Consider the following 23,162-nt stretch of genomic DNA (forward strand, 5'->3'; position numbering starts at 1 on the left):
TGTCGAAGGCAACCGAGAGTTGTGGAGGGCACATGGACAACCACGTTCTGGAGCCGGCGGCACAGGAGATCGCCGACGCCACGAGCAAACCCCCTTTCCTGTACGAACTCGGCGTCGACGCCGCCCGCAAGGTGCTCGACGACATCCAGGCCGCACCGATCGGCAAGCTGCCGGTCGACGAGAAGTGGATCACCGTCCCGGCCGCCGTCGGCGACGTGCGGGTGCGCATCGTCAAGCCGGCCGGCGTCGGCGGGCAACTGCCCACCATCCTGTACGTCCACGGCGGCGGCTGGATCCTCGGCAACGCCGGCACCCACGATCGGCTGGTCCGCGAGCTCGCGGTCGGCGTGCCGGCCGCGGTCGTCTTCGTCGAGTACGACCGCTCACCCGAGGCCCGCTACCCGGTCGCCATCGAGCAGGCCTACGTCACCGCGCAGTGGATCACCAAGCAGGGCACGACCGAAGGGCTCGACCCCACCCGGCTCGCCATCGCCGGGGACTCGGTCGGCGGAAACATGACCGCGGCGCTCACCATCCTCGCCAAGCAGCGCGGCGACGTCACCTTCGTGCACCAGTCGATGTACTACCCGGTCACCGACGCCGGGCAGGACACCGGCAGCTACCGGGAGTTCGCGGACGGGCCCTACCTGCCGGCCAGGAGCATGGCGTGGTTCTGGGACGCGTACCTGCCCGAGGTCGAGAAACGATCTGAGATCACCGCGTCGCCGCTGCGGGCCACCCTCGACGACCTCGCCGGGCTGCCGGAGGCGTTCGTTCTCGTCGACGAGAACGACGTGCTGCGCGACGAAGGCGAGGCCTACGCCCGCAACCTCACCGCGGCCGGCGTCCGCACCACGAGCGCGCGTTACAACGGCACGCTGCACGACTTCATGATGCTCAACCCGGTCCGCGGCACCGCCGCCGCGACCGCCGCGATCGAGCAGGCGATCCACGTCCTCCGCAAAGCCCTGACCTGAAAGGCAGAGATCAATGGCTACTGTTCTTCTCGTCCACGGCGCCTTCGCCGAATCGGCCAGCTGGAACGGCGTCGCCGAACGGCTGACCGCCGCCGGCCACGACGTCGTCGCCGTGGCCAACCCGCTGCGCAGCTTGGCCGGCGACGCCGCCTACGTCCGCGACGTGATCGCTTCGATCGGCGGGCCGGTCGTGCTGGCCGGCCACTCGTACGGCGGCATGGTGATCACCGAGGCCGCGGCCGGCAATGACGCGGTCACCGCGCTGGTCTACGTCTGCGCCTTCGCACCGGACACCGGCGAGTCCGCCTTCGACCTGTCGACGAAGTTCCCGGGCAGCACTCTCGGTGACGCGCTCGCCGCGTACCCGGTCTCGACCGGCGGCAACGAGTTCGCCATCCGCAAGGACGCCTTCCACCACCAGTTCGCCGCCGACGTGGCCGCCGAACAGGCCGCGCTGATGTACGCGACCCAACGCCCCGTTACCCAGGCGGCGCTGTCCACCGGCCTACCCACCGACCAGCCGGCCTGGAAGTCAATCCCGTCCTGGTTCGTCTTCGGCGACCAGGACATCAACATCCCGGTCGCCCTGCACCGCTTCGTGGCCGAACGTGCAAGCGCCCGTGGCGTACGCGAAATCGCCGGCGCCTCCCACGCGCTCAGCGTCTCCCGGCCCGACGCGGTCGCCGAAACGATCCTCGAGGCCGCCAAGTAGATCCGCCCGGCTCCCCGGCCCGGCCCGGGCAGGGGAGCCGGACCCACCTTCGAGGGAGGACCCATGGGCGTTGTTGTCATCCTCGCTACGGTCGTCGCCAACGTCGTAGCCGCCCTGGCCGACTTCACCAAGGCCAGGTTCGCCACCGAAACCGCGGCAGAAGTCGGCGTCCCACAGACATGGCTGCCCATTCTCGGCACACTCAAGACCGCCGGGGCAGCCGGGCTGACCCTTGGCCTGACCGGCGTCCCCTATCTCGGCCTGGCCGCCGCGGTCGGCCTGGTCCTATTCTTCCTCGGCGCGATCGTCGTGCACCTGCGCGCCCACGAGTTCCACCACATCGTCGCCACCGTCGGCTACTTAGCCCTGACAACCGCTGCCCTGAGCACCGAAATCGGCAGAACCGGATAATCCCTTACGGCGCCATGCTGCGCTCAACCCTCCGCGCCGTCGCAAATTCCCGTCAAAAGCGTAAGCCGCTCCGGTACCACACGAGCCTGCGTCATAACCGTTGCCAGCCGCAAACCCCCGAGCGGCGTCCACGGCGAGGGCGCCGCCGGTCCACCCGGGTCGACGCGTGCGAATTGTCGGCCAGGATGCTACCGACTGAACACACCCGCTTGGGCGGTTAGGCTATGAGCAGTTCGAGGTCGACGATCTGCCCGAATGGGGTATTGGTTTGTGTCGATCCCGACACACACCAAACTCCCATACTGAGGTCAGAGGCGGTTAGAGGCCTCGACTCGGTCTACGATTAGAACTCCCATGCGCGGTGTTGCGTCTTTCTCCGCAGTGCACCCACGCTGCGAGCGGGGACTTTGGCCGCACTCCCGATGGGCTGGGCGCGGACGACGGCGCGAGGTTCAGGCGCGGCTGACACAACCCGTCTGGCCGGGTGGCGATGCCGTCGCCCAGCTGATCAGCGGCATCCAGGACCAGGGCTACGCGGCGGCCAGCGGGGCGAACGAGACATCCACGCCGCGAGCGGCCAAGCGGCCCGCCAGCAATCCGATCCCGTACCCACCACCGAACTTCCGTCGCTGAGCAAGGCCATCGAGACCCGCGACGCCGAGAGTGTCCTCGCCGGGTACACCGACGATGCCCCGGTGACCGTGCTGGACAAGGACCACCCGCGCACCGCACCGCTCGTCTTCGCCGGCGCCGAGCCGATCGATGCCTACTGCCGTGATATCTGCGGCCAAAACATCCGGCACGAGGTGCGCGACTTGGTCAGCACGGCCTGCGGTCTCGCGTATACCCAGCACTGCCGCTTCCCCGGGCGGTACGATCGTGATCTTTCTACGGTCGCGACCACCCACGACGGCAGGATCTCCAACCAGACCGCGGTCCAGGCCTGGGAGAACTGACCCGCTCCGTACGGGCGCCCGGCCACTCCGGGCGCCCGACGCGTCAGGTCAGGATGTTGACGGCGCGCGACACGACCAAGACGACGATGACCAAAGAGGACGCCGCCTGCAGCATCATCAGGAACTTGGCGTACTGGGCGAGCGGAACCGTGTCCGCCGGACCGAACCCCGCTGCGTTGGTGAACGAGAGATACAGATAGTCACCCAGCCTCGGTTCCCAACCGGGCGGGCAGAGCTCCTCCTCGCTCATCTGCGGGAAGAGGATGTCCGGATACCGTTGCCCCCCGAACGCCCGCGCCGACGGGCCGCCGCGGTCGACGTGCCAGTACGTCAGCGCGAAAAGGAGGACGTCGGTGACCCAGATGGCAGCGCCGCTGAGCAGCAAATGACGGCCATCGGCCCGCACCGGCGCAGTCCATATCTGACCCAGAACCCTGGCGATCGACAACGAGATCACCACGGCCGCAAGCGCGAGCAGCGACAGTTCTAGACTGCGAAGCAAAGGGGAGGGTCGGCCGACCCGCACCGGGTTGGCGAGCACGACGGTCAGCAGCATGGCGATTTCTATCGTTGGCAAGAGCCAGCGCGGTCCCATCGCCATCTCGCGGGTCGCCCACGTGATGGCCGCGATCGCGGCGGTCGCGAGGGTGGCCGGCCACCGGTGCTCGGCCAACGTCCTCCGTCGCCAGGCCGGCTCGTAAACGTTGCTCGTCGAATCCGTCATCACGCCGGCCCTCTCTGCCCCGATGCCTCACCTCCTCGGATATACGCCCCGGCGGGTCATGAGCGCATCAGCCGCCGAGCGGGCATCGGTCGGGAGTCACTGCTCGATCACCTGCATCTGCTCGTCGATGTGGTGGCCGCCCTCGGCCACCGGCAGCGCGGTGAGAGCGGCGACCTGCTCGGGCGTCAGCGTGACGGCGTTCTCGTCCACGCGGCTCACCCGCTTGGTGCCGGGGATCGGGACGATGTCGTCGCCCTTCGCTAGCAGCCAGGTCGCGCCCACCTGGGCCGAGGTCGCGCCCACCTGGTCGGCGACCGCCTGCACCTGGTCGGCGATGCGCAGGTCGCACTGGAAGTTCTCGCCGGTGAAGCGCGGGAGGTTCCCGCGGAAGTCGCTGTCGTCGAGGCGCTCGACGTCCGCTGGGTGCGCAGGGCGCCGGTGAAGAAGCCACAGCCGAGCGGGGAGTACGCCACCAGGTCGATGCCCAGCTCGCGCAGCACGAGCAGGATCTGCTCCTGGTCGCGGGTTCACAGCGAGTACTCCGACTGCAGGTAGCGACCGTGCGCGCGGCGGATCGTGTCGACCCTGTGTGCGCAGATGCTCGCCGACCAGGGCGCCGAGGTCATCAAGGTTATATCCCCGGCCGGTAACGAGGCCCGCCGTTCGTGGACGAGGCGGAGACCACCAGCGCCTACTACCAGGGACTCAACGCGGCGAGGCGAATGTGACCCTCTACCTGTCGGTGCCACAGGGCCGGGAGGTGTTCTACGACCAGATCGTCGGCGCTGATGTGGTGGTGGAGAATTTCAAGACCGGCGCCATGCGTCGATCTACGGGCCGGACGTGTCGGGGGCAGGCCTGTCCCGTGCCCACGCGAACCATGGTGACCACCGCGAACAGCGGCCCGAGTCGCCTAGGTCGACGGCCGGTCAGGCTGCGGCAGGGGCCGCCACCCGCGGCAGCCCCTGCCCGTGCTCGCTCAGGCGGCCGGCTTGACCGCCGGGTACAACGCGAGACGCAGCACCTGGGACACGTCCACGGCCGCGCCCATCGCCAGGAGTCCGGCGCGGTTCGGGTGCAGGTGATCGCCCGGGCCGCCGACACTGCTGTTGGTGTCGTAGGCCGGCAGCAGGTGCCCCGGGTTGGCCGGGTCCTCGGTCACGGCGGCGAAGTCGGCAACCCCGTCGAACATCCCGCTCGTCCGGATGAAGGTGTTGATCGTGCGGCGCTTGGCGTCGGTCTCCGGCGTGCCATACAGGCCGAAGGCGGTGCCCGCGGACGGGGTCAGCGTGGCACCGATGATCTTGATGCCGCGCGCGTGCACCCGGCGGATAATCTCGCGGTAGCCGCCGATCACCTGTTCTGCGGTGGCACCGCCACCACCCAGGTCGTTGATGCCCTCCAGGATGATGACGACCCGTACGCCGGGCCGGGCGAGGACGTCCCGGTCCAGCCGGTCGACGGCGGGCGGCCCGTCACAGGGTGTGCAGCCGCCCGGAGTGCGTCCGATTCGCGTCACCATGTTGCCGCCGATCGCCTCCGTGACCACGGAGACCGCGCGGCGGGACGGGGAGTACTGGTCCACGCGGCGCTGCAGGACGTCCGGCCACCGGTCCCGGCCGTTGATCGTGGAGAAGAAGCCGTCGGTGATGGAGTCGCCGAAGGCCACGACCGTGGCGGCGTCCCGGCGCTGAAGCTGCACTTCGGAGACGAAGAACCACGAGGTGGTGGAGTGCGGGAAGGCGGTGTCGGCGACGTCCGCGGTGCGGTCGCCGGCGTTCGGGTCGGACAGGTACGACGTCGTGAACGCAGCCGCGTGCCATGTCATCGGTCCGCTGTCGCCGGCGACGTGCAGGCTCACCGCGAGGTGCTGTGACTGGGCGTCGGTGACCTTGACGGACACCGGGTCGCTCAGCGTCGTCCGGCCCGCCGGGACGGTGACCGACCGCCGGCCGGAGAAGGTGAGCACCCGGTTCGTGCCGGGCACGACGGTCGCGCCGATGCGCTGCAGGCCCACGTACGCCCGGCCGAAGGTCACCGCCCGGGTGCCGAACTCGTTGGTCAGCCGCACACGCCAACTCGTGCCCGCGGCACTGGGTTGCACGATCATGCGTAGCGTCTGGTTGTGCGCCTGATTGTCCGGCAGGGCGGAGGTCAGCAGCGGTGCCGTGTTCCCGGGGCCGGCCGGTCCGACCGGTCCGGGCTGACCGACCGAATAACCGACCGGATAGACGCCTTGAGCCGACGTGGTCCAACCGTCGACCCAGGCGTGCGATGATCCGTGCGCGGTCGCGGCCGGTTCCTGCGCCACAGCGACCGCCGGCGTGAGAAGCACCCACGCGAAGGCTGCGATGGCAGCTCGGCTCGAACGTGTGATTCGCATGCCACTCCTTTGTGGACGTGATGGTGCACGATCACGCGTGCACACCTGCGTTCGCTCGTCCCGGACGCGGTGCATGCGCGTTGGCACGGCACCCGGGCAGACCCTGCCTGCACCCGGGCGCCGTGCGGGCCCTGGGGCTCGTCAGGCGATGATTCGGCTATCCATCGATCACCATCGTTACCACACGCGCCGAAGGCGGATCAACCTCATCGACGGTCTTTTCCGCCGGGAGGTCTTCCCGGCGACGCCTGGCTCGCGGCAATCGACGATGGGTGCCACGAGCGACAACGCCGACCGGCCGCGCTGCCGCGATACGTTGCGGTGAGTCGGACTATGGCTGGAGTGGACATGAGACGTCTCAGCGCGGTGCTCGGTGCGACCGTCCTCGTTCTTGTGGCGGCTGTCGCCCCGGCCGAAGCGGCCCATCGCCGGCCCGGCCCGCTCGGCCCCTTCACCCACCTCGTGGTCATCTACCAGGAGAACCACAGCTTCGACAACCTGTACGCCGGCTGGGGACGGGTCGGCGGCCAACGGGTCGACGGGCGCGGCTCACCGGGTTACACGCGCCGCAGCACCCAGGTCCGGCAGGACGGCAGCCCCTACCGGTGCCTCTTCCAGAACGACCCCAGCCTGGCGACGCCGCCACTCGACGCCGCCTGCGGCACCGACACGGCGAGCAACGGGTTCTCCTACGCCAGTCACTTCGCAAACAGGCCGTTCTCCATTAACGACTACCTCACCCCGCAGAGCCCCACCTGCCCGGGTGGAACTCCCGGTGGCTGCACCCGCGACCTGGTGCACCGGTTCTACCAGGAGCAGTACCAGCTGGACGGCGGCCGGATGGACCGCTACAGCACCGGCAGCGACGCGGCTGGCCTCACCCAGGGTTACTACGACACCCGCCGGCTGCCGGTCTATGAGTACCTGCACGCCGCCGGAGCGCCGCACTACGTGATCGCGGACCGGTTCTTCCAGGCCGCGTTCGGCGGGTCGTTCCTCAACCACCAATATCTGGTGGCCGCACAAGCACCGCCGTGGCCCGGCGCCCCCGCCACCACCCATTCGATCATCGACGCCGAGGGCTTCCCGAACTCCAATCCACCCGCCGCGGGCACCGGCATCCGGGCGTACCCCCTGCACACCAGCAACCCGGCACTCAACGACGGACCCCTCACCCAGGCCTGCCCTGGACGACCCGGCTTCGCCTGCGGCGACTACGCGGTCAACACCGTCCAGCCGGCCAGCCCGCCCACCGCGGGCGGCGCCAACACGCTGCCGCTGGTCAACAACGTCGACCCGGCCGCGCCGGACTACCGCCGCACGATCGGCGACGAGCTGTCCGAACAGAACATCAGCTGGGCCTGGTACGCCGGCGGCTGGAACGACGCGGCGTCCGGGCATCCCGGCCCGCTGTTCCAGTACCACCACCAGCCCTTCAACTACTTCGCCCGGTACGCCCCCGGATACGTCGACCCGCGCACCGGCGAGCACCCCCGCGACCACCTCCAGGACGAGACCTCGTTCTTCGCCGCCACCCGCCAGGGGACGCTGCCGGCGGTCAGCTTCGTCAAGCCGTACGGGGCGGAGAATGAGCATCCCGGCTACGCCAGCACCGACAACGGCGAGCGGCACCTGGTCGACCTGGTCAACGCGGTCATGAACGGCCCGCAGGCCGCCCACACCCTGATCGTGGTGACCTACGACGAGTTCGGCGGCCAGTGGGACCACGTCGTCCCGCCCGGGCAGGGCCGCCACGCCACGCCCGGCCCCTCGGACGAGTACGGACCCAGCACCCGCATCCCCGCCCTGCTCATCAGCCGGTCGCTGCGCAGATCCGGCGTCGACCACACGCCCTACGACACGACCTCGATCTTGCGCACCATCGAACAGCAGTACGGCCTGGCCCCCCTGGACACCCGCTTCGGCCGGGACGCCCGCGTCAACGACATGAGCCCCGCACTCCACGTCGGTGGGATCCGGCACCGCTGACAACCTGCCCGTTCCTGGGCCAGCGAGCCGTAGCCGGTCATGACCGAACTGCGCGGCTCCTCACCGGTGCGGGAGCGTCGCGGGAGCCGGGCCGGTGCTCCCGCGGCGCAGTATCCGGAACGCGGGCCGTGCGTGGACGCGTGGGGGTGCGCCGGCGAGGACGTCCAGGACCACCCGGCCCAGCAGCAGGACCCCATGCTCATGCACGTCGATGCTCAGCACCGACAACGGTGGGTCCGCCAGCTCGCACAGCGGCGAGTCGTCGTACCCGAGCAGGCTCATCCGGCCCGGAACCCGGGCCGCCCGACTGGACCAGATCCTGCTCGGCGGCCACCGCTATGACGTCGTTGTCGAAGATCACCGCAGTGACCGGCCCGTCGGCGGCCAGCAGCCGGCGGGCGTACGGCGTACACCTCGCCGCCGTTCGACGAGGTCTCGCCGGGCCGCAGCGGGTTGGCCCGGAACAGCACGACGTCTTCGATGGAGGCTCGTGGGACAAGGACATGTGGGCAGCGGCGTACGAGCGGCTGGACTCCCTGCTGCGCCTGGACTACGTCGCGGTGCCGATCGATACCGCCGGGTTGACCACCGAACCGGCGATGAAACGGCAGCAGGCTTCGACCTCCGGTACGCCGTGGACGGCGACGCGGGGCAAGCCCGGGCGGTCCCCGTGGGGAAGCGCGCCGCGGAGGGGAAGCCATGCACCCGGTCCGGGGTGACATCGGACCTGCTCGTCCCGTTCGTGAATCCCGCGTCGGTGGAGCGGGTCGCGATCCGCTCGGGGCTCGCCGAGGGTAACAATCGGCGAACCCTGCAGGCGCGGCCGCGCCGCATCGAGCTGTCGTTCTCGGACGGCACCTGCGTGCCGTACCAGCTGGCCAACTCCCCGGGCGAGCAGAGGATCAGGGTTAAGGCCACCGGCGTGGACCAGGTTCGCCTGACGATCATCGACGTGTACCCGCCCGAGGACGGCGGCGCCCCGTGTCGTCGCGCTGAGCGAGGTGCCGTTCGAAAGCCGGGCATGCACCGGGCAGGCGTACAGCGGTTGCAGTCCAGCGTCGGAAACCGTGCCGTGGCGCAGTTGGTGGGGGGCGGCAGACGCTCTCGAGGCGCGGATGCGAGGCCGACCGGCGCCATCGCAAGCGAGGTGTTTTGGTGCTTAGCCCACCTCGGGATCGTCCGATGGCATCAAGGCCGAGGTCATCGCGCTGGCCGATGCCTCCTTCCCTCAGCTGTGTCGACAGGTAGACCGGCGCGGCCAGCCGAAGTCATCGGCGACCACAGTGCGCGGTTCGCGCCGTGGCGTCATCGTCGACCCTTGGGGCGGATAGGCATGACCGGGGGCGCCGGCTGCGGCTGATTGTCGTCCTCGGGGGTCTGTTGCGTTACCGGATCAGCAGACACTCTGAGCCGGCCGGACACGCTCGTCAGATCGCGTCGGCGAGTTCGGTGAATGCTGCGGCGACCCGCAGTGCGGGGCGGACGTCGACTCCGAGTTCGTAGTGGTCGCGGCGCACATTCTGCATGAAGGCATGCCCGGCGATCACGATCTGTGCGGTCCGATCTGTTTGGAGGCCGCGCATTGGTCTCAGCCGGCGCTTGAGCTGCGCATGATCGGCCTCGACCGGATTATTGGCGTACTGCTCGACGTGATGCCAGGCCGAGGGCAGCACGTCGTCGAGAACAGCCGGGTAGACCGGTGCGGCGTCAGTCACCACCTCGCTCGGGATCACCTTCAGCGTGCGCAGCGCCCGGGTGAAGAACCGCCGCGCCGCCTGGGCGTCCCGGCGGATCGAGACCAGCACGTCGATGACCTGGCCGTGCTGGTCGATCGCCCGGTAGACATAGCGCCAGATCACATTGACCTTCACGTACGTCTCATCGACGAACCACCGATCGCCGGGTGAGTGCCGGACGAACCGCGCGGCATCGACCAGCAGTGGCGTGAAGCGCTGCACCCACCGGTAGACCGTCACGTGATCGACCTCGATCCCGCGTTCGGCAACCAGTTCTTCGACGTCGCGGTAGGACAGGCCGTAGCGCAGGTACCAGCGCACCGCCGGACTTCGGGTCGCTAGATTGTCGAGCTGATCGCGATGGGGAAAGCGGCTGCTGCGCGGTGCCTGGAGTTCTGCGCTCGACCCTGCCTGTCACCAGGCCTTGCAGCGCTGCCTGAGCTCGGTGGGAGTCTTCGTTGGTCATGTTGGTCCAGACGCCACCTCGCCGGCGGGTCGCGTCGGCTAGCGCCCGTCCGTTGCCGTCTCGCTTGCCGTTGGTTCAAGGTTCGGCATTCACGGCTTGGATGGCATCGATGATGGCGTGGCGGCTCGGCCGCACTCCTGTGGGAACGACAGGCGGCGACTTCGGGTTGTGCTTCCTCTCCTGCCTCGCATGACCTTTGCCGTTGCGGGAGCGTCATCGGAGGCCATCAGGACCCTCCACGTCGTGACGTGAGTGCTGAGCTGAGCGCCCTGACGCGTCGACCGATTGTCTGTCCGGACAGGGGCCCGCCCGCCGAGTTGTCGGTCAACATGACGTCCCGACGGCCGGGCCGCGAGCCCGATGGGTTACCGCCCTCGAGGCTGGCCCAGAGTTCCGCGGCATCGTTGCTGATAGTCCCACCCGCTTCCAACCGAGGCGAACGCCTCATCATTGCCGACGTCGCGCTACGTGTTCTGAAAGTAGACGTCCCAGTCGTTGTTCGTGTCCGCGTTGTCGAGCGACAGGGCGGCTTGGGTCAGGAAGATGAGCTTGCCGGCCGCCGACAGCTGAGGGTCGATCGACCGGCCGGCGGCGCGTTGGGGCTGTTGCGGTGGTGTGCTGACCCGGCGCAGCTGAGACGTGTCGTTGGACCACAGGTAGACGTCGGACATGCCGTTGAGATCGCCGGCCTCCGCCGCAGCTCCGGTTGCGAAGGCGACCAGCGCGCCGTGACTCGAAATCGTGGTGCCGGTGGCGTGTACGGCGGGTGCGATCGTGGAAGTGGCGCCTGTGCTGCGGTCGTAGAGGAAGACGCCGTCGTTGCCGCTGTAGGTGATGTAGCGGCCATCCGGGGAGATTGCCGGTGCGTCAGACGCGACGGTCCGCTCGGTGTCTGCGGGGTTGCGGCTGACGCGGGTCGTTGTGCCGGCGGCGAGGTCGCGGACGAAGATGTCCGCGACGCCGTTGGTGTCGTCGGTGACCAGCGCGGCGGTGGACACGAATGCGACGAGCATCCCGTCGGCCGAGATGGCCGGCGAGGTGCCGTTTGCCGTACCGCGGGCGTCCGCGGCGACGCTGACCAGGGTCGGCTGAGCGGCGTTCATGTCTCGTATATAGACGTTGGTCTGCCCGGTGTTCGCGCCGAAGTTACGGGTGTCGGAACTGAAGGCGACGTACCGCCCGTCGGCCGAGCTCACGGCTCCAGTACTAGTCCAAGCCGGCGCAGGTCCCCCAGCCGTCTGGTCGGCCTGCACGACCGTGCCGGTTTGCGAGTCGATGCGGAAGATCCCGAGGTGGTAGTTGCCGTTGTTGGCGGTGACGGCGGCGTAGCGGCCGTCATCGGAGATCGTCACGCGGTCGGCGACGATCGGGCGGTTGCTGATGCGGACAGTGGTGCCGGTGACAGTGTCGCGGCGGTAGAGCCACAGTTGAGTCGAGTTCCAGACGCCGTCAAGGACGCGGCCCGCCGAGAGGAACGCGACATATCGACCGTCGCCGGATACAGCGGCGCCGACGCTGCTCGTTCCGGCGGCGTCACCGTAGGCGCCACGGCTGATCAACGCGGAGGGAGTGGGGTTGACGGCGAGGGCAATCGTACGGATGACGTGGTACCCCATGGTGTCGGTGAAGGCGAACCCAACCTGCGCGGTCGTGGCACCGGCCGGGATCCCGCTGATGGTTCCGTCGGCGGCTAGCGTCAACCCGGCAGGCAGCTGACCGGCGCTGACACTCCACGTGCCCGGCCGGTCGTCGGCGACGGTGAGACGGGCTGTGTACGCCCGTCCTTCGGTACCGGCCGGCAGCGTCGCGGTCGTGATCAATGCCGCCCCATGGGCGATCAGCAACGACAGAGTCGCCGTTGCCGTGCGGCCTCGCTTGTCGCGGAACTGCACGGTGACAGATTGGGTCTGCGCCGCGGTCGGAACGCCAACGATCAAGCCGGCCGTGCTCATCGCCAGTCCGGTCGGCAACGCGCCTTTGATAATTGACCAGGTGCCAGCACGCCGGTCCTCGGTGGCGAGCTGGGAGCGGTACGCGACCCCGTAGGTACCTGCGGCGAGACGGCGAGTGGCGATCACGGGCGGGTCGGCCGCGACCGTCAAGGTGAGGGTACGGGTGCTGGTCTGCGGGACGTAGTCGGTGAAGGCGACCGTGATCGTGCGTGAGCCGACGCCGGTCGGCGTGCCGGACAGCACGCCGTTGCTGGAGAGCGTGAGGCCGGGCAAGAACTTGCCGTCCACGATCTTCCACGAGCCGGTGCGTGCGGCCTTGAGCTTGAGCTGCGTCGTGTACGGCGCACCGTCGGAAGCAGTGGGCAGAGACCTTGTAGCAATGGCCGGCGCCGCCGGAGAGGCCGGGACGTACAGCAGCCGGTTGGGTGACCCGGCTCGATCAGCAACCTTCCCGGTGGTTGCCTGGCGAACCAGCGCGGATCGCACGGCCGCGGGGCTGTAGGAGGGGTGGGCGGCGAGAATCAGGGCGGCCGCCCCGGCGACGTGCGGGGTGGCCATGGACGTGCCGTCCCAGGTGGCGGTGGAGGTGTTGCTGCGCGCGGTCGCTGACGTGATGGCGACGCCGGGGGCGAAGATGTCGACGCATGACCCGTAGTTGGAGAACGACGCGCGCCGGTCTGCCTTGTCGGTGGCTCCGACGGTGATGGCTGGGCTTAGCCCAGACGGGCTGCCGTAGCAGGCATTCTGGTCTTCGTTGCCGGCCGCGACGACGTAGGTGATGCCGTTTTCGATCGAGTAGGCGACGGCCTGGTCCAGCGCAGGGCTGGAGCTGCCGCCTAGGCTCATGTTGGCCACCGCCGGCCGGATTGCGTTTTCTGTCACCCAGTCGACGCCGGCGATGCTCTGGCTCAGCCGTCCTTCGCCGTCGCAGTTAAGGACGCGCACTGCCACCAGGCGAATTTTCTTCGCGACGCCGAATTTCGCGCCTCCGAGGGAGGCCGCTACATGGGTGCCGTGCCCGGCGCAGTCATTGGCGGATCGGTCGTCGTCGACGAAGTCGTACCCGTAGCTGGCTCGGCCACCGAACTCGCGGTGCCCGAGCCGAATTCCGGTGTCGATGACGTACGCCCGCACGCCGGCGCCGGACGCTGACGCTGTGTAGGTCCTCGACAGGCTCCGAGACCGCTGGTCGATCCGGTCCAGAGACCATGGGGCGCTTCGCTGGGTGGCTGCCGTCCGCACGATACGGTCCTGCTCCACGATCGCAACGGCGGGATGCGCGGCGAGCCGCTGGGCGGCGGCCGGCGTCATGATCGCGGTGAAGCCGGGCACGTCGTGGCCGAACACCCGGGAAACCGAGGGCCCGGCGAGCGACTGGGCGGTCGCGGCGACGCCCTGGGCGAAGACCCGGTCACGTCGCAATAGCACGATGTATTGGCCCGGAACGACGTCTGCCGCAGTGGTCCCGTACACGACGCCCTCAGCTGGCGCGTCGGCGGCCCGCGCTGTACGGGGCGCCGGATGACCGGACAGCACCAACGCGATCGACACCGCCGCCGACCAGAATGCCGACATGAACATCGAACCCCTCACACACCATGGGCCTCAGACGCGCCCGGGAGCGAGGCGTCAGCTTGCGAGAGTCATGTTCGGTCTCTCGGTACTGTGACTTGAGGGATCAGCTGAAACAGCCCGAGCTACCGAACGGGCCTTGAGCAATAGCGAGACGACGGCCGACCACCACAACCGGCTCGACCGGTCGCTGAGGTGTCCGATGCACGGAGCATTTTGCGCGACGTGATCACCGTGGGCGCAACCGCGCCCTCAACTGCCGAGTGGAGTGCACCCCCGATCATGCCGAGCCGATGCCACCCTCGGCGCTCGGTGTTGAATCATCTGCGTCCTGACCAATTCGTCAAGAAGCGGTCGACTAAGCGCCTGAATCGCGACAAGGTGCCTCCCGTGGAGGCGCCATTGCTCGCCGGTTCCGGCTGGCGGGAGGACGCGCGGCTAAGTTCGGCAATCTCAGATGAAAGGCTCTCGTGCATATCATCGACCTTCTTCATCATCGCGTCTAACTGCTTCGGACTGACCGATCGATACGAAAGTAGACTCGAAAAAAGCACGAAGGTGACGGCGGCTCCGGCGAATCCCGCGCCCAGGTTGGTGAAAACGTCTGAGAAGAACGGTAAAGGGGGCTGGCCGCTGATTTGACTCAGCCAGAAGCCGAAGAACACCGTGCAGATTCCGACGGCAGCGACAGATCCGAAGAGGAAGGCATCGACGGAACGTTCGTCAGCCGCCGCCACCCGGCGCAAGCGTCCCCATCTGATCAGGAAGAACAGGACGGCGATGACGCAGCCCACGGACAGGTCCAGTGCTAGCTCGATCCCTCCGAGAGAGGCAAAGCTGGTCGCCGACAGAAACGAGCTGTGGATGAACCGAGTTTCGGAGCCATAGCGAACCTCGTACCACTCATTGTTGCCGTATACGGTGTCGCCGGCCACCCTTGCAACCACGATCACTTGACGTCCCTGGGTGTACGTTCAGTAGGGTCACACTCTATTCGAGGGCATGGCCGCACATTGGCTTCCCCGTGTACATAGGCCGTGTCCAATCCCTTGGCCTGACCGAAACTGGAATTAGCGATCCCCGCAAACATGAGCAGAATGGTGGCCAGCGCCATCAGGGGAATGAAGAGGCCGCCAAACGCTGCGAGGCCTGCCCGGGTTCTCATATGTCCATCGTATTACCCATCCGCTGCAATCGGAGTGCGCACTCTCCTGCCGCCGACAAAGGCGCGCACGCGCCAGCCGCCGCGCGACGAAGTAGCTCAGGGCGGCTCCGCGGGTCGACCGGCTGCCCGCGGGAGGTGCGCAGCGCTGGAGCCGGCAAGTACGCCGCTTGTGATCTCGGGCGGCGACACCACAGGGGTCGAGATGCAGGTGGGATCTTGGCCAGTCACCGCGAGGGGCCGGCGACTGGCTTTTGATCTCACCTTTGCACGGGTGTTGCGGTGGCGAGCAATGCGTCCAGCAATCGAGCGGTCAGGCTACGATCAGTTCGAGGTCAATGACCGGCAACGATGGGGTATTGGTTTGTGTCGATCCTCGGACACGTTAACCCCCACCACGATCATTCACGTTTCGGCGGATGATCGCGTTGGGGGTTTTTGATTGCCGGTCGGGCCTGCGGGATGCTGATTCCGGGCAGTGACAGCTGCCCCGTGTCGGCAACGTCCAGAGCATCGGGGTCGTCCTGCCCAGCGGCCTGGGCGGGACCGGTGTCCAGGTTGATGCTTACCGGTGTGCAGACGATCGCTATGCCTCGGCTGCGTAGCTGGCCGGCCACACCGGGGTCGGGGATTGCGTTCCGGTTTGTGCCGAGGCGGTGCGCCAGTTGCTCACCGGCTTCGGCAAGGGCCTGGTCTTCGCGCACGTAGAGCGTCTTCATCCGGTGTGGCTGAGCGTCGCTGGCGCTGGTGTAGCCGTGTCGGCACCGGTAGCGGGCTCGTCCGTGTGCCCAGTGCCCTTCTGCCCGGCGCCCGCACAGCCCGCAGATCACCAGGCCGGTCAGTTGGTAGCGGTGTGGGTTGGCATCGTCCGGGATAGCGAGGGCGGTGATGTGTTGCGCCGCGACGAAGGTCGCCTCACTGACCAGCGCCTGATGCACCCCTGGCGGCGAGACTTCCCACTGCTCGCGCGGATTCCAGCCGCGGGACGGTTCAGCCCAGCCGGGCGGCTGCTCTTGGCGCCTGGCCGTAGTTCTCGGTGAGCATGTAGCAGCGAACACCTCCGTCAATCGGAGCTGGCGCGGTATGGATCTTCTGGACGGCGACGAAGTCGACCTCGCTGACTAGTGCGGGATGACTCGGTGTGGCGGAGATGGCCCAATGCGATCCGCTGGTCCGCTGCTGCGTGTCGGTGTATCGGGTCATGCCGTCCACAGGGACATCGGGCCCGGCGCGGGCGCGCCACCGTGCCGGCACCCCGTTGAGGGAGGCGTTACCAGGGCACCCGTAGGGCCTGCGTTACCAGGCGTTGCTGCCCAGCTTAGCGGCCAGCAACGCCGCCGACAGCTCGTCGACGAGCACCCGGTCGACGAGCGCCAGTTCGAACGACTGAGCGAGCGACGCCTGTGCACAACCCCTCCACCGACGCGTAAGGCACCGTCACCGCGGCACCGTCACCGGCCGGCCACCGGACGTCAGGTCGTGCAAAGGCCCCAAAGGCCCCAGCTCGAGTCGATGCCCCGGCGGATGCACCAGCGCCGTTCGGCCGCCTCGTCGCCGATCACCCGCAGCAGCGGTTCACCCTCTATCCGCGTGACCTCGATGCTCCAGTGTTCGCCCGGGCGGACCTTCCCGTCTCTGAGGATTTGCCAGGCGCTGAACGAACCGTTCGGGTTGCGCCACTTGGTCCAGACCTTGTGATCGGTGCCGACCACGTAGATCTGGATGGTTCCGCCGCTCCACACGTGTGCGCCCCAGCGGTAGGCGCACAGGCGCACTCCGCCCCATTGATAGCCGGCGTACGACGTGGCGGTCTGACAGTTTTCGGAGGCGTCCGGGTCACCCTGGTTCTGATACTGCCGGACGGTTTCGGCTGCCGCGGCCGGCACCGCAGGTGAAGCGGCCAGCATGGCCACGATCGACAACGCGGCGGCGACGAACATACGGACTGATCGCAAGAGCATATTCACTCCTCGATAGATGGAAGCCTATTGACCAGACCGTACCTCCCGGGTAAAGCGCGCACCGTGAGGGTGCTGGGAATCAATTCGATCTTCCACGACCCCGCTGCCGCGGTGGTGGTCGACGGGCGTGTCGTCGCGGCGGCGGAAGAAGAAGAGCGGTACAGCCGGCGCAAACACGGAAAACGCCCGGTGCCGTTCTCGGCCTGGGAGCGGCCGGAACTGTCCGCGGCCTGGTGCCTCAAGGAGGCCGGCCTCAAGTCGGCCAGTTGGTGGAACACCCGCCGGCGGGACTCCAGCGGCCCGTTGGTGAGCAGGCTGACCACGTAATGCTGGCGGGTCAGGCGTCGGGTGCAGTGCACCCGGCGTTGTGACTCACCCATGACGACTGCCTCGAAGTCCCGCGCCGAGCTCTTGATCGTGGCGAGCAGGCGCAGCGCTTTGGGTCGACGCTCCATGGCAGCGAGCGGGAGAGCCCGATGTCGAAGAACTCGGCGACGACCTCGCCGCCGGCGGGCTCGATCAGGCTACGAGCCCGTGAAGTTGCCAGGCCTTGGATGCCTGCGGGTCTTGTTGGTCTCGGTCGATACGCGTCCGTGGAAAGTGAACCGTCTTCGGGGTGCGCGCCGGTGCCAAGCGTCATCCGTGCCGGATGAGCCGCCCAGCTCCGGAGGCGGGTGGGATGGCCTCAACTGATCCATAACGCATGGGAGGAACCCCGATGGCCGACGTCGACAAGGCATGGGCCGGTTGGATCTCCTTTGCCGGCACGCTGCTCGGACTGGTCGGCATGCTGAACGTCGCGCGGGGTGTCGTGGCGTTGATCTCGGACAAAGAAGTGGTGCAGTTCTCCGACAACGTCGTCGTCGACAACGTGACCGCCTGGGGATGGACAGTCCTGCTGTCCGGCGTGCTGTTGATCGCCACCGGTGCCAGCGTGTTCGCCCGGCGAACGTGGGCGCGAATCGCGGCGATCGTGCTGATCCTCCTGCATGCCACCTCACAGGTCGCCTGGCTCGACGCGTACACGATATGGGCGTCGCTGATGATCGGGCTGGACACAGCGATGCTGTTCGCGTTGACGGCCCGGTGGTCGCAGGACCGCGACGACCTGCCCAGCCTGCGGAATGCTACCGGCGGCACGCCGCGCAGCGCCGGGAGTTTGGTCCAGGAGACGGATCTGCAGCCCAGGGTGAGGTGATTCCAGAGGCCATACGCCGGTACGGAATGGACGGCTGCCGTCCTCCCGCGGTGCATCGGCGGTAAAGCCAATCCATCCGCACGGTCCCCGGGGAGCCGAGGTTGTGATCCTGGGCGTGGAGATGTTCCTGGATACTCGCGAGTCGAGTGACGGCGCGCAGTCAACCAGGCGAGACGGCGTTCGACGATCCCGTCGTTCGGCTGCACTGCGAACCCTCGCTGCTCGGCCGCCCAGCCGTCGGCCCTGCAGTTCGGTTTGGGCGCGCATTGCGGCGATGACCCGGTGCCGTGCCCGCGACACTTCCCGCTGCGAGCGGACACCGAGCAGATCCCGCAGAGCCAGCTGGCGTGGGCTGTCGAAGTCGACGGGCCCGTAAGTTTCCGGTAGCCACAGCGCCACACCATGACGGCGCAGCAGCAGTGCCAGCTGATCGAGCTGGCGCCCTTGGAAGGCACGTTCGCACTCACCGACCACGATGGCGTCTGTGACGCGCGGGATGGTGCTGATGGCCTCCAACAGACGTTTCGCGTGTGGCCGGCAGGGCCAGGCGACGCGGCGGGAGATCAGTGGCTGGGCGGGCAGGCGGTATTGCTCAGCGTGCGCGGGGACCAGGACGCCGCGAGGACGCAGTTGCCGGCCCCCGACCCCAGGCCCAGCTCTTCGACCAGCGGTCGAGTTCTTGTGGATCGTGTTGCAGTTCGCGAATCGCTCGGGCGGATCTCACCACGGCGCCCCGGTGCGAAACCGCTACGCCGTCGCCTCGACCACCGTGCTTCGGTCTGCCGGCGGACGGCCCATAGCCTTCACAGCGGGAAACAGAGGCCCGAGCACGGCCCACGCCTCATCAGAGATCACGTCACGCGACACAAGCACAAGGCTGCGCCCGACGACTTGGAAGACGCTCTAGCAACCCGTCGCAGGCGGGAGGCGTGGCCCGTGTTGGGAATGGCGCTGCTCCACGGCCGGCTCACCAGCTTCCGTTGGCAACACGGCCTGGGCGCGCTCGACAGTGATCCGCGGCCGCGGCCGTGGCCGTGGTCGTGCGCCCTGCGCAGGATCACATGTCTCTTCGACGTACTTCCATGACTTGAGCGAGGCCTGGCTGGTCGGGGTCGTCAGTTACTTCTCGGCGGTCGAGCCAGCAGCCGATCAGGTGGGCGAGCTCCCTGGGATGGCTGAAGTTCATGGCGTGCGCAGCGCCTCTGATCACCGCGATTGTCACGTGCGGCGGCGCCAGGCGACCGACCTCCCGTACGCGCGACGGCGGCGGCATGAGCGGGTCGCGGCTGCCGATCACGGCGAGCGTGCGCACCGGCGTCCGCAGGACGCGTTCGAGCGACGGGAACCGCACGAGCTCGCCGAACAGCTGCAGGGCGTTCACGGGACCGAAGTGCAGGTAGTCGGGCAGCACGACGGGGACCATTCGTGGGCTCTCGCGCCGGACGTCACGAGCAAGCTGCACGACTGCCCGGCTGAGCGGCTGGTTGTACATTCCGCCCGCGGGCGAGCAGAGCACGACGCCGGCCACGTGTGCGGGTGCGCTGTGCGCGACCTCCAGGCATACCGGGCCGCCCATCGAGTTGCCGACCAGAATCACCGGCCCGACGTCGAGCGCCTCGAGGACCTCGAGGAGTAGCCGGGCCAGCGACGGGATCCCCAGGGCGTGACCCCAGCCGGGGCTTCGTCCATAGCCCGGTAGGTCGGGAACGAACGTCGTCGCCCGGTTGGCGAGCGCCTTGGCGGTCGGCAGCAGGTAGCTGCCGGAGACCGCGAAACCGTGTACGTGTACGAGCGGGATCGAGCCGCGGATCTGTGGACTCTTGCGCACGAAGACCGGACGTCCCTGGACCACGACCCGGAGCTCTTGCCAGCCCGCCTCTGCCATGCCTGCACCGTGACGGAGGGAGGTGTGCGCGCGCCCCACCCGGAACGGATGAGCACTCGGGAAGTCCTGATCACGTCAAGCCGCCTCGACGGCGATCCGGCCCGCCGCCGTGCTCACTCCGGCGGGGTGAGGCACGACCCCGCCCGTGTGCCGGATCGTCGGCGGCGGATCGAGGACAGGAGGACCGTCGTGTCGACGTCATCACGGGAGAGCGGCCGGTTGCGGCATCCCGCCGAGCTGCCCTTCTACGTGTTCATGGTGATCCTGAACGTGATGATCATCGGACTGATCCTGCAGGCTGCGATTGCTCTGCCCCTCCTGCCGGACCAAGTGCGGGACTCGGGGTGGGGCCCGGTGATCCGTTCGGCGTTCATCGGATTACTGCTCCTGGCCCCGGCGCTGGTGGTGATCCGTGAGACGCAGCGGGCGGTGATCCGTGGCACGGCGGTCGAGCTGTCCCCCCGCCAATTCGGTGACCTGTACCGGACCATGGATGATTTCGCCCAGAGCCTGGGACTGTCGCGCCGGCCGCAGCTGTTCCTGGCCAACGGCAACGGCACCCTGAACGCCTTTGCCGCCCAGGCCACCGGCCACGACTACGTGGTCATCGCCAACGAACTGTTCGCCAACCTGCGGGAGAGCAACCGTGAGGGGCTGCGCTTCATCCTCGGTCACGAGCTCGGCCACATCCGGCTGCATCACGTCTCACTCTGGTACCAGCTGTCGGTCGCCTACTCCGAGCGGATTCCGGTGCTTGGCCCGACCCTGTCCCGGCTGCGCGAGTACTCCTGCGACCGGCACGGCGCCCATCTCGAACCGCTCGGCGCGCCCGGACTGGTCCTGCTCGCTTCCGGCCGGTACACCGAGCACGTCACCGACGTGGCGCAGCTGGTCCGGCAGGGCCAGCAGCTGCGTGGGTTCTGGGTCGAGCTGGCGCAGCTGCCGATGTCACACCCGTTCACGGTACGCCGGTTGGAACGTCTGTTCCGGCTGGGGATGTTCCATGCCCAGGTCCGCGGCGTCGAGTCGGAGACCACAGTCTGATCCGGCTTCGGCCCTCAGCTGCCTTCTCGGGGATTCATCCCCGGCGGAGGGTGTCTTCGTGATCGTGCTGGCCCAGATTGTGGCCAGACCACTCTGGACCTCCGGGGGGCTTTCGATGGACGACACCTACGCGTACCGACCGGCCGGGCTCGCCGCCCGGGACCGCACCAACACCCTGTTCGCTCAGACGATGGGCTACGTCGCGGTGACCACCGGCCTGTTCGCCCTCGGCGCGTACCTCGGTCGCAATCTTCCCGGTGGTGTCGCCTTCATCGCCTATCTCGCGGCGTTCGCCACGCTGATCGCCATGCAGTTCAGCGTCCGCAGATCACGGCAGACGACGGTGGGGCTGCTCGCGGCGTTCGGCCTGCTCATCGGGGTGGCGACCGCGCCGACGCTGGTCTACTACGCCGGCACCGACCCGCAGGCGCTCTGGCAGGCCGGCACCGCGACGGCGCTGTTCGTCGCCGCCTTCGGCGCGGCCGGGTACGCGACCCGCCGCGACCTCACGGCGCTGGCCCGGATCTGCTTCTGTGCGCTGGTGGCCCTGCTCGTCCTCGGCATCGTGCTGATCTTCGTGAGCATCCCGTACGGATCGCTCATCTACTCGGTGCTCGGCCTGGTGATCTTCGCAGGCTTCATCATGTTCGACTTCCAGCGGCTGCGGCGCTCCACCGACGTCGACGCCGCGCCACTGCTGGCAGCGTCCATTTTCCTCGACATCCTCAACGTGTTCCTGTTCTTCCTGCGGATCTTCCGGGGCGGGAACCGCTGACGCGTGAGCGCACACCCACCGTGGTGGCGCCGGTCGGCGGGCAGGCCGCCAGCCCTGTTGAAAGGTGCGTTCGTGAACGACAAAGGCATTGAGGATGGTCATCCCGCCGCCGCGTCGCCGCGTCCGGCGAACAAAGTCGCGGTGAACGGGCGGTTCGACAACACGCCCGGTGGCCCCGGTCCCGATGTCGTGCCCCGATGGTTGGCCCGGATCGGCTGGTCCGGCTGGATGGTCGCGGGTACGGTCGTCGGGGTCGGCGCAGTGATCGTGGCGATCAGTGTCGTGTTGCCCTTTGCCACGCCGGTGATCTTCGCCGTGGTGCTGGCGGCGGTGCTTCAGCCGTGGGTTGCCTGGCTGCAACGGCATCGGGTTCATCGGGTGGCGGCCGCCGTCATCGCCACGCTTGCTGTCCCGGCGGTGGTTTCCGCGCTCGTCGTCGTGGTCGTCGTGGGCTTGCGGGGGCAGAGCGCTGTCTGGGCGCAGACCGTCGAGACTGCCGCGGAGTCGCTGCGCTCAGGTACGGGCGTCGATCCTTTGACCCCGGTGGTGGACGCGTCGCAGCGGCAGGAGGTGCTGCTCGGGCTGGCCGGCGGTGTGCTGAGCGGAGCGGCGGCGTTCGCCGCGCTTGTGTTCACCGTGCTGATCGCCCTCTACGTGCTGTTTTTCCTGCTGCTGGACGGGCCTCGCTTCGGTGCCGGGATCGCCGGTCGCCTCTCCCTTCCCGCGGACACGGTCCGGCTGATGGTGGCGGACGGCGGCGTGCGCCTGCGCCGCTACGTCGTCGGGACGACCGTCGTCGCGGCTCTGGACGCGGTGGTGATCGGCGGAGCGGCCGTGGTCTTGCGGCTGCCGTTGGTTCTGGTCATCGTGCTGGTCACCTTCGCCACGGCCTATGTGCCGTACCTGGGCGCCTGGATATCGGCGATCTTCACAGTGATGGTGGCACTCGGCGCGGGCGGTGTGGACACCGCGTTGTGGATGCTCGCCGTCGTGCTGGTGACCCAGAACCTGCTCGAAGGTGTGGTCAGGCCCGTGGCCTTCGGCGCGGCCCTCGACATGCATCCGTTGGCGATTCTCGCGGCCACGGTCGCCGGCGGAATTCTCGGGGGTGTCGTGGGGGTCTTCATCGCGCCGCCGCTCGCCGCGATCGTCGTGTCCTGGCTGCGGACCCTGCGGGGGCAGCGGCAGGCCACGCGGGTGGCTGATGACGCGGGCGGGTCGCTCGGTATCGCGAAGGCGTGACAACCGCCGACAGGCTG

General features: G+C 68.3%; 22 protein-coding genes. 12 read left to right on the forward strand and 10 right to left on the reverse strand.

Annotated elements, in window-relative coordinates:
* Positions 1–32: 32 nt before the first annotated feature.
* The 4 genes from ACQP2Y_RS12810 to ACQP2Y_RS12825 all read left to right on the forward strand — a co-directional run bounded on the left by ACQP2Y_RS12810 (position 33) and on the right by ACQP2Y_RS12825 (position 3,056).
* On the forward strand, positions 33–977 hold the full coding sequence (locus tag ACQP2Y_RS12810) for an alpha/beta hydrolase (protein WP_433727593.1): 945 nt from the start codon (positions 33–35) through the stop codon (positions 975–977).
* Positions 978–990: 13 nt separating this feature from the next.
* The gene (locus tag ACQP2Y_RS12815; RefSeq protein ID WP_433727596.1) at positions 991–1,689 is read left to right on the forward strand and encodes an alpha/beta fold hydrolase; all 699 of its coding nucleotides are present in this window, start codon (positions 991–993) and stop codon (positions 1,687–1,689) included.
* Between the two features lie 63 nt (positions 1,690–1,752).
* Entirely contained in the window at positions 1,753–2,100 is a 348-nt protein-coding gene (locus ACQP2Y_RS12820) for a DoxX family protein (protein ID WP_433727598.1), read from the forward strand.
* Positions 2,101–2,795: 695 nt separating this feature from the next.
* Entirely contained in the window at positions 2,796–3,056 is a 261-nt protein-coding gene (locus tag ACQP2Y_RS12825; protein WP_433727600.1) for a nuclear transport factor 2 family protein, read from the forward strand.
* 43 nt (positions 3,057–3,099) lie between these two features.
* Here the strand turns inward: ACQP2Y_RS12825 and ACQP2Y_RS12830 are convergent, their stop codons facing one another.
* From ACQP2Y_RS12830 to ACQP2Y_RS12840, 3 genes are all read right to left on the reverse strand, one after another.
* Positions 3,100–3,729, reverse strand: coding sequence for a hypothetical protein (locus tag ACQP2Y_RS12830; protein ID WP_433727602.1), 630 nt, complete (start codon positions 3,727–3,729; stop codon positions 3,100–3,102).
* Positions 3,730–3,876: 147 nt separating this feature from the next.
* Positions 3,877–4,311 carry an aldo/keto reductase gene (locus tag ACQP2Y_RS12835; protein ID WP_433727604.1) on the reverse strand — a complete coding sequence of 145 codons (435 nt, stop codon included), beginning with the start codon at positions 4,309–4,311 and terminating at the stop codon, positions 3,877–3,879.
* Between the two features lie 448 nt (positions 4,312–4,759).
* Positions 4,760–6,163 carry an SGNH/GDSL hydrolase family protein gene (locus ACQP2Y_RS12840; protein ID WP_433727606.1) on the reverse strand — a complete coding sequence of 468 codons (1,404 nt, stop codon included), beginning with the start codon at positions 6,161–6,163 and terminating at the stop codon, positions 4,760–4,762.
* Between the two features lie 348 nt (positions 6,164–6,511).
* Between ACQP2Y_RS12840 and acpA the strand changes: the two genes are divergently transcribed.
* Positions 6,512–8,152: an acid phosphatase gene (gene acpA / locus ACQP2Y_RS12845; protein ID WP_433727608.1), complete on the forward strand. Its 1,641-nt coding sequence runs from the start codon at positions 6,512–6,514 to the stop codon at positions 8,150–8,152.
* 60 nt (positions 8,153–8,212) lie between these two features.
* On the opposite strand, the gene ACQP2Y_RS12850 is transcribed toward acpA, so the two are convergent.
* Positions 8,213–8,434 (reverse strand): hypothetical protein, encoded by a 222-nt coding sequence (locus tag ACQP2Y_RS12850; RefSeq protein WP_433727610.1) that lies wholly within the window; start codon positions 8,432–8,434, stop codon positions 8,213–8,215.
* A gap of 56 nt (positions 8,435–8,490) precedes the next feature.
* On the opposite strand from ACQP2Y_RS12850, the gene ACQP2Y_RS12855 reads away from it, so the two are divergent.
* Entirely contained in the window at positions 8,491–8,871 is a 381-nt protein-coding gene (locus tag ACQP2Y_RS12855) for a hypothetical protein (protein ID WP_433727612.1), read from the forward strand.
* Between the two features lie 38 nt (positions 8,872–8,909).
* Positions 8,910–9,512: a hypothetical protein gene (locus ACQP2Y_RS12860; RefSeq protein ID WP_433731923.1), complete on the forward strand. Its 603-nt coding sequence runs from the start codon at positions 8,910–8,912 to the stop codon at positions 9,510–9,512.
* A 67-nt stretch (positions 9,513–9,579) separates the two neighbouring features.
* Here the strand turns inward: ACQP2Y_RS12860 and ACQP2Y_RS12865 are convergent, their stop codons facing one another.
* The 5 genes from ACQP2Y_RS12865 to ACQP2Y_RS12885 form a co-directional block, all read right to left on the reverse strand.
* Positions 9,580–10,209 (reverse strand): IS6 family transposase, encoded by a 630-nt coding sequence (locus ACQP2Y_RS12865; protein ID WP_433727615.1) that lies wholly within the window; start codon positions 10,207–10,209, stop codon positions 9,580–9,582.
* A gap of 609 nt (positions 10,210–10,818) precedes the next feature.
* A complete protein-coding gene (locus ACQP2Y_RS12870; RefSeq protein ID WP_433731925.1) occupies positions 10,819–13,842 on the reverse strand; it encodes a S8 family serine peptidase in 3,024 nt (1,007 codons plus the stop codon).
* 356 nt (positions 13,843–14,198) lie between these two features.
* Positions 14,199–14,831 carry a hypothetical protein gene (locus tag ACQP2Y_RS12875; protein WP_433727617.1) on the reverse strand — a complete coding sequence of 211 codons (633 nt, stop codon included), beginning with the start codon at positions 14,829–14,831 and terminating at the stop codon, positions 14,199–14,201.
* 610 nt (positions 14,832–15,441) lie between these two features.
* Positions 15,442–15,978 carry a zinc ribbon domain-containing protein gene (locus ACQP2Y_RS12880; protein WP_433727620.1) on the reverse strand — a complete coding sequence of 179 codons (537 nt, stop codon included), beginning with the start codon at positions 15,976–15,978 and terminating at the stop codon, positions 15,442–15,444.
* A 534-nt stretch (positions 15,979–16,512) separates the two neighbouring features.
* Positions 16,513–16,980, reverse strand: coding sequence for a hypothetical protein (locus ACQP2Y_RS12885; RefSeq protein WP_433727622.1), 468 nt, complete (start codon positions 16,978–16,980; stop codon positions 16,513–16,515).
* An 84-nt stretch (positions 16,981–17,064) separates the two neighbouring features.
* On the opposite strand from ACQP2Y_RS12885, the gene ACQP2Y_RS12890 reads away from it, so the two are divergent.
* Complete coding sequence (locus ACQP2Y_RS12890) at positions 17,065–17,328, forward strand: carbamoyltransferase N-terminal domain-containing protein (protein ID WP_433727625.1); 264 nt, start codon at positions 17,065–17,067, stop codon at positions 17,326–17,328.
* A 391-nt stretch (positions 17,329–17,719) separates the two neighbouring features.
* The gene (locus ACQP2Y_RS12895) at positions 17,720–18,199 is read left to right on the forward strand and encodes a DUF7144 family membrane protein (protein ID WP_433727627.1); all 480 of its coding nucleotides are present in this window, start codon (positions 17,720–17,722) and stop codon (positions 18,197–18,199) included.
* A gap of 1,057 nt (positions 18,200–19,256) precedes the next feature.
* Here ACQP2Y_RS12895 and ACQP2Y_RS12900 read toward each other — a convergent pair.
* Complete coding sequence (locus ACQP2Y_RS12900) at positions 19,257–20,084, reverse strand: alpha/beta fold hydrolase (protein ID WP_433727629.1); 828 nt, start codon at positions 20,082–20,084, stop codon at positions 19,257–19,259.
* Positions 20,085–20,273: 189 nt separating this feature from the next.
* Here ACQP2Y_RS12900 and ACQP2Y_RS12905 point away from each other — a divergent pair, with 189 nt between their 5' ends.
* The 3 genes from ACQP2Y_RS12905 (at position 20,274) to ACQP2Y_RS12915 (ending at position 23,145) form a co-directional block, all read left to right on the forward strand.
* Positions 20,274–21,128 carry a M48 family metallopeptidase gene (locus tag ACQP2Y_RS12905; protein ID WP_433727631.1) on the forward strand — a complete coding sequence of 285 codons (855 nt, stop codon included), beginning with the start codon at positions 20,274–20,276 and terminating at the stop codon, positions 21,126–21,128.
* Between the two features lie 115 nt (positions 21,129–21,243).
* Positions 21,244–21,903, forward strand: a complete 660-nt coding sequence (locus tag ACQP2Y_RS12910) for a Bax inhibitor-1/YccA family protein (RefSeq protein ID WP_433727633.1) — start codon at positions 21,244–21,246, stop codon at positions 21,901–21,903.
* Positions 21,904–21,960: 57 nt separating this feature from the next.
* On the forward strand, positions 21,961–23,145 hold the full coding sequence (locus tag ACQP2Y_RS12915) for an AI-2E family transporter (protein ID WP_433727636.1): 1,185 nt from the start codon (positions 21,961–21,963) through the stop codon (positions 23,143–23,145).
* Positions 23,146–23,162: the final 17 nt, after the last annotated feature.

The sequence above is a fragment of the Actinoplanes sp. CA-051413 genome, assembly GCF_050955795.1.
Classification (GTDB): domain Bacteria; phylum Actinomycetota; class Actinomycetes; order Mycobacteriales; family Micromonosporaceae; genus Actinoplanes.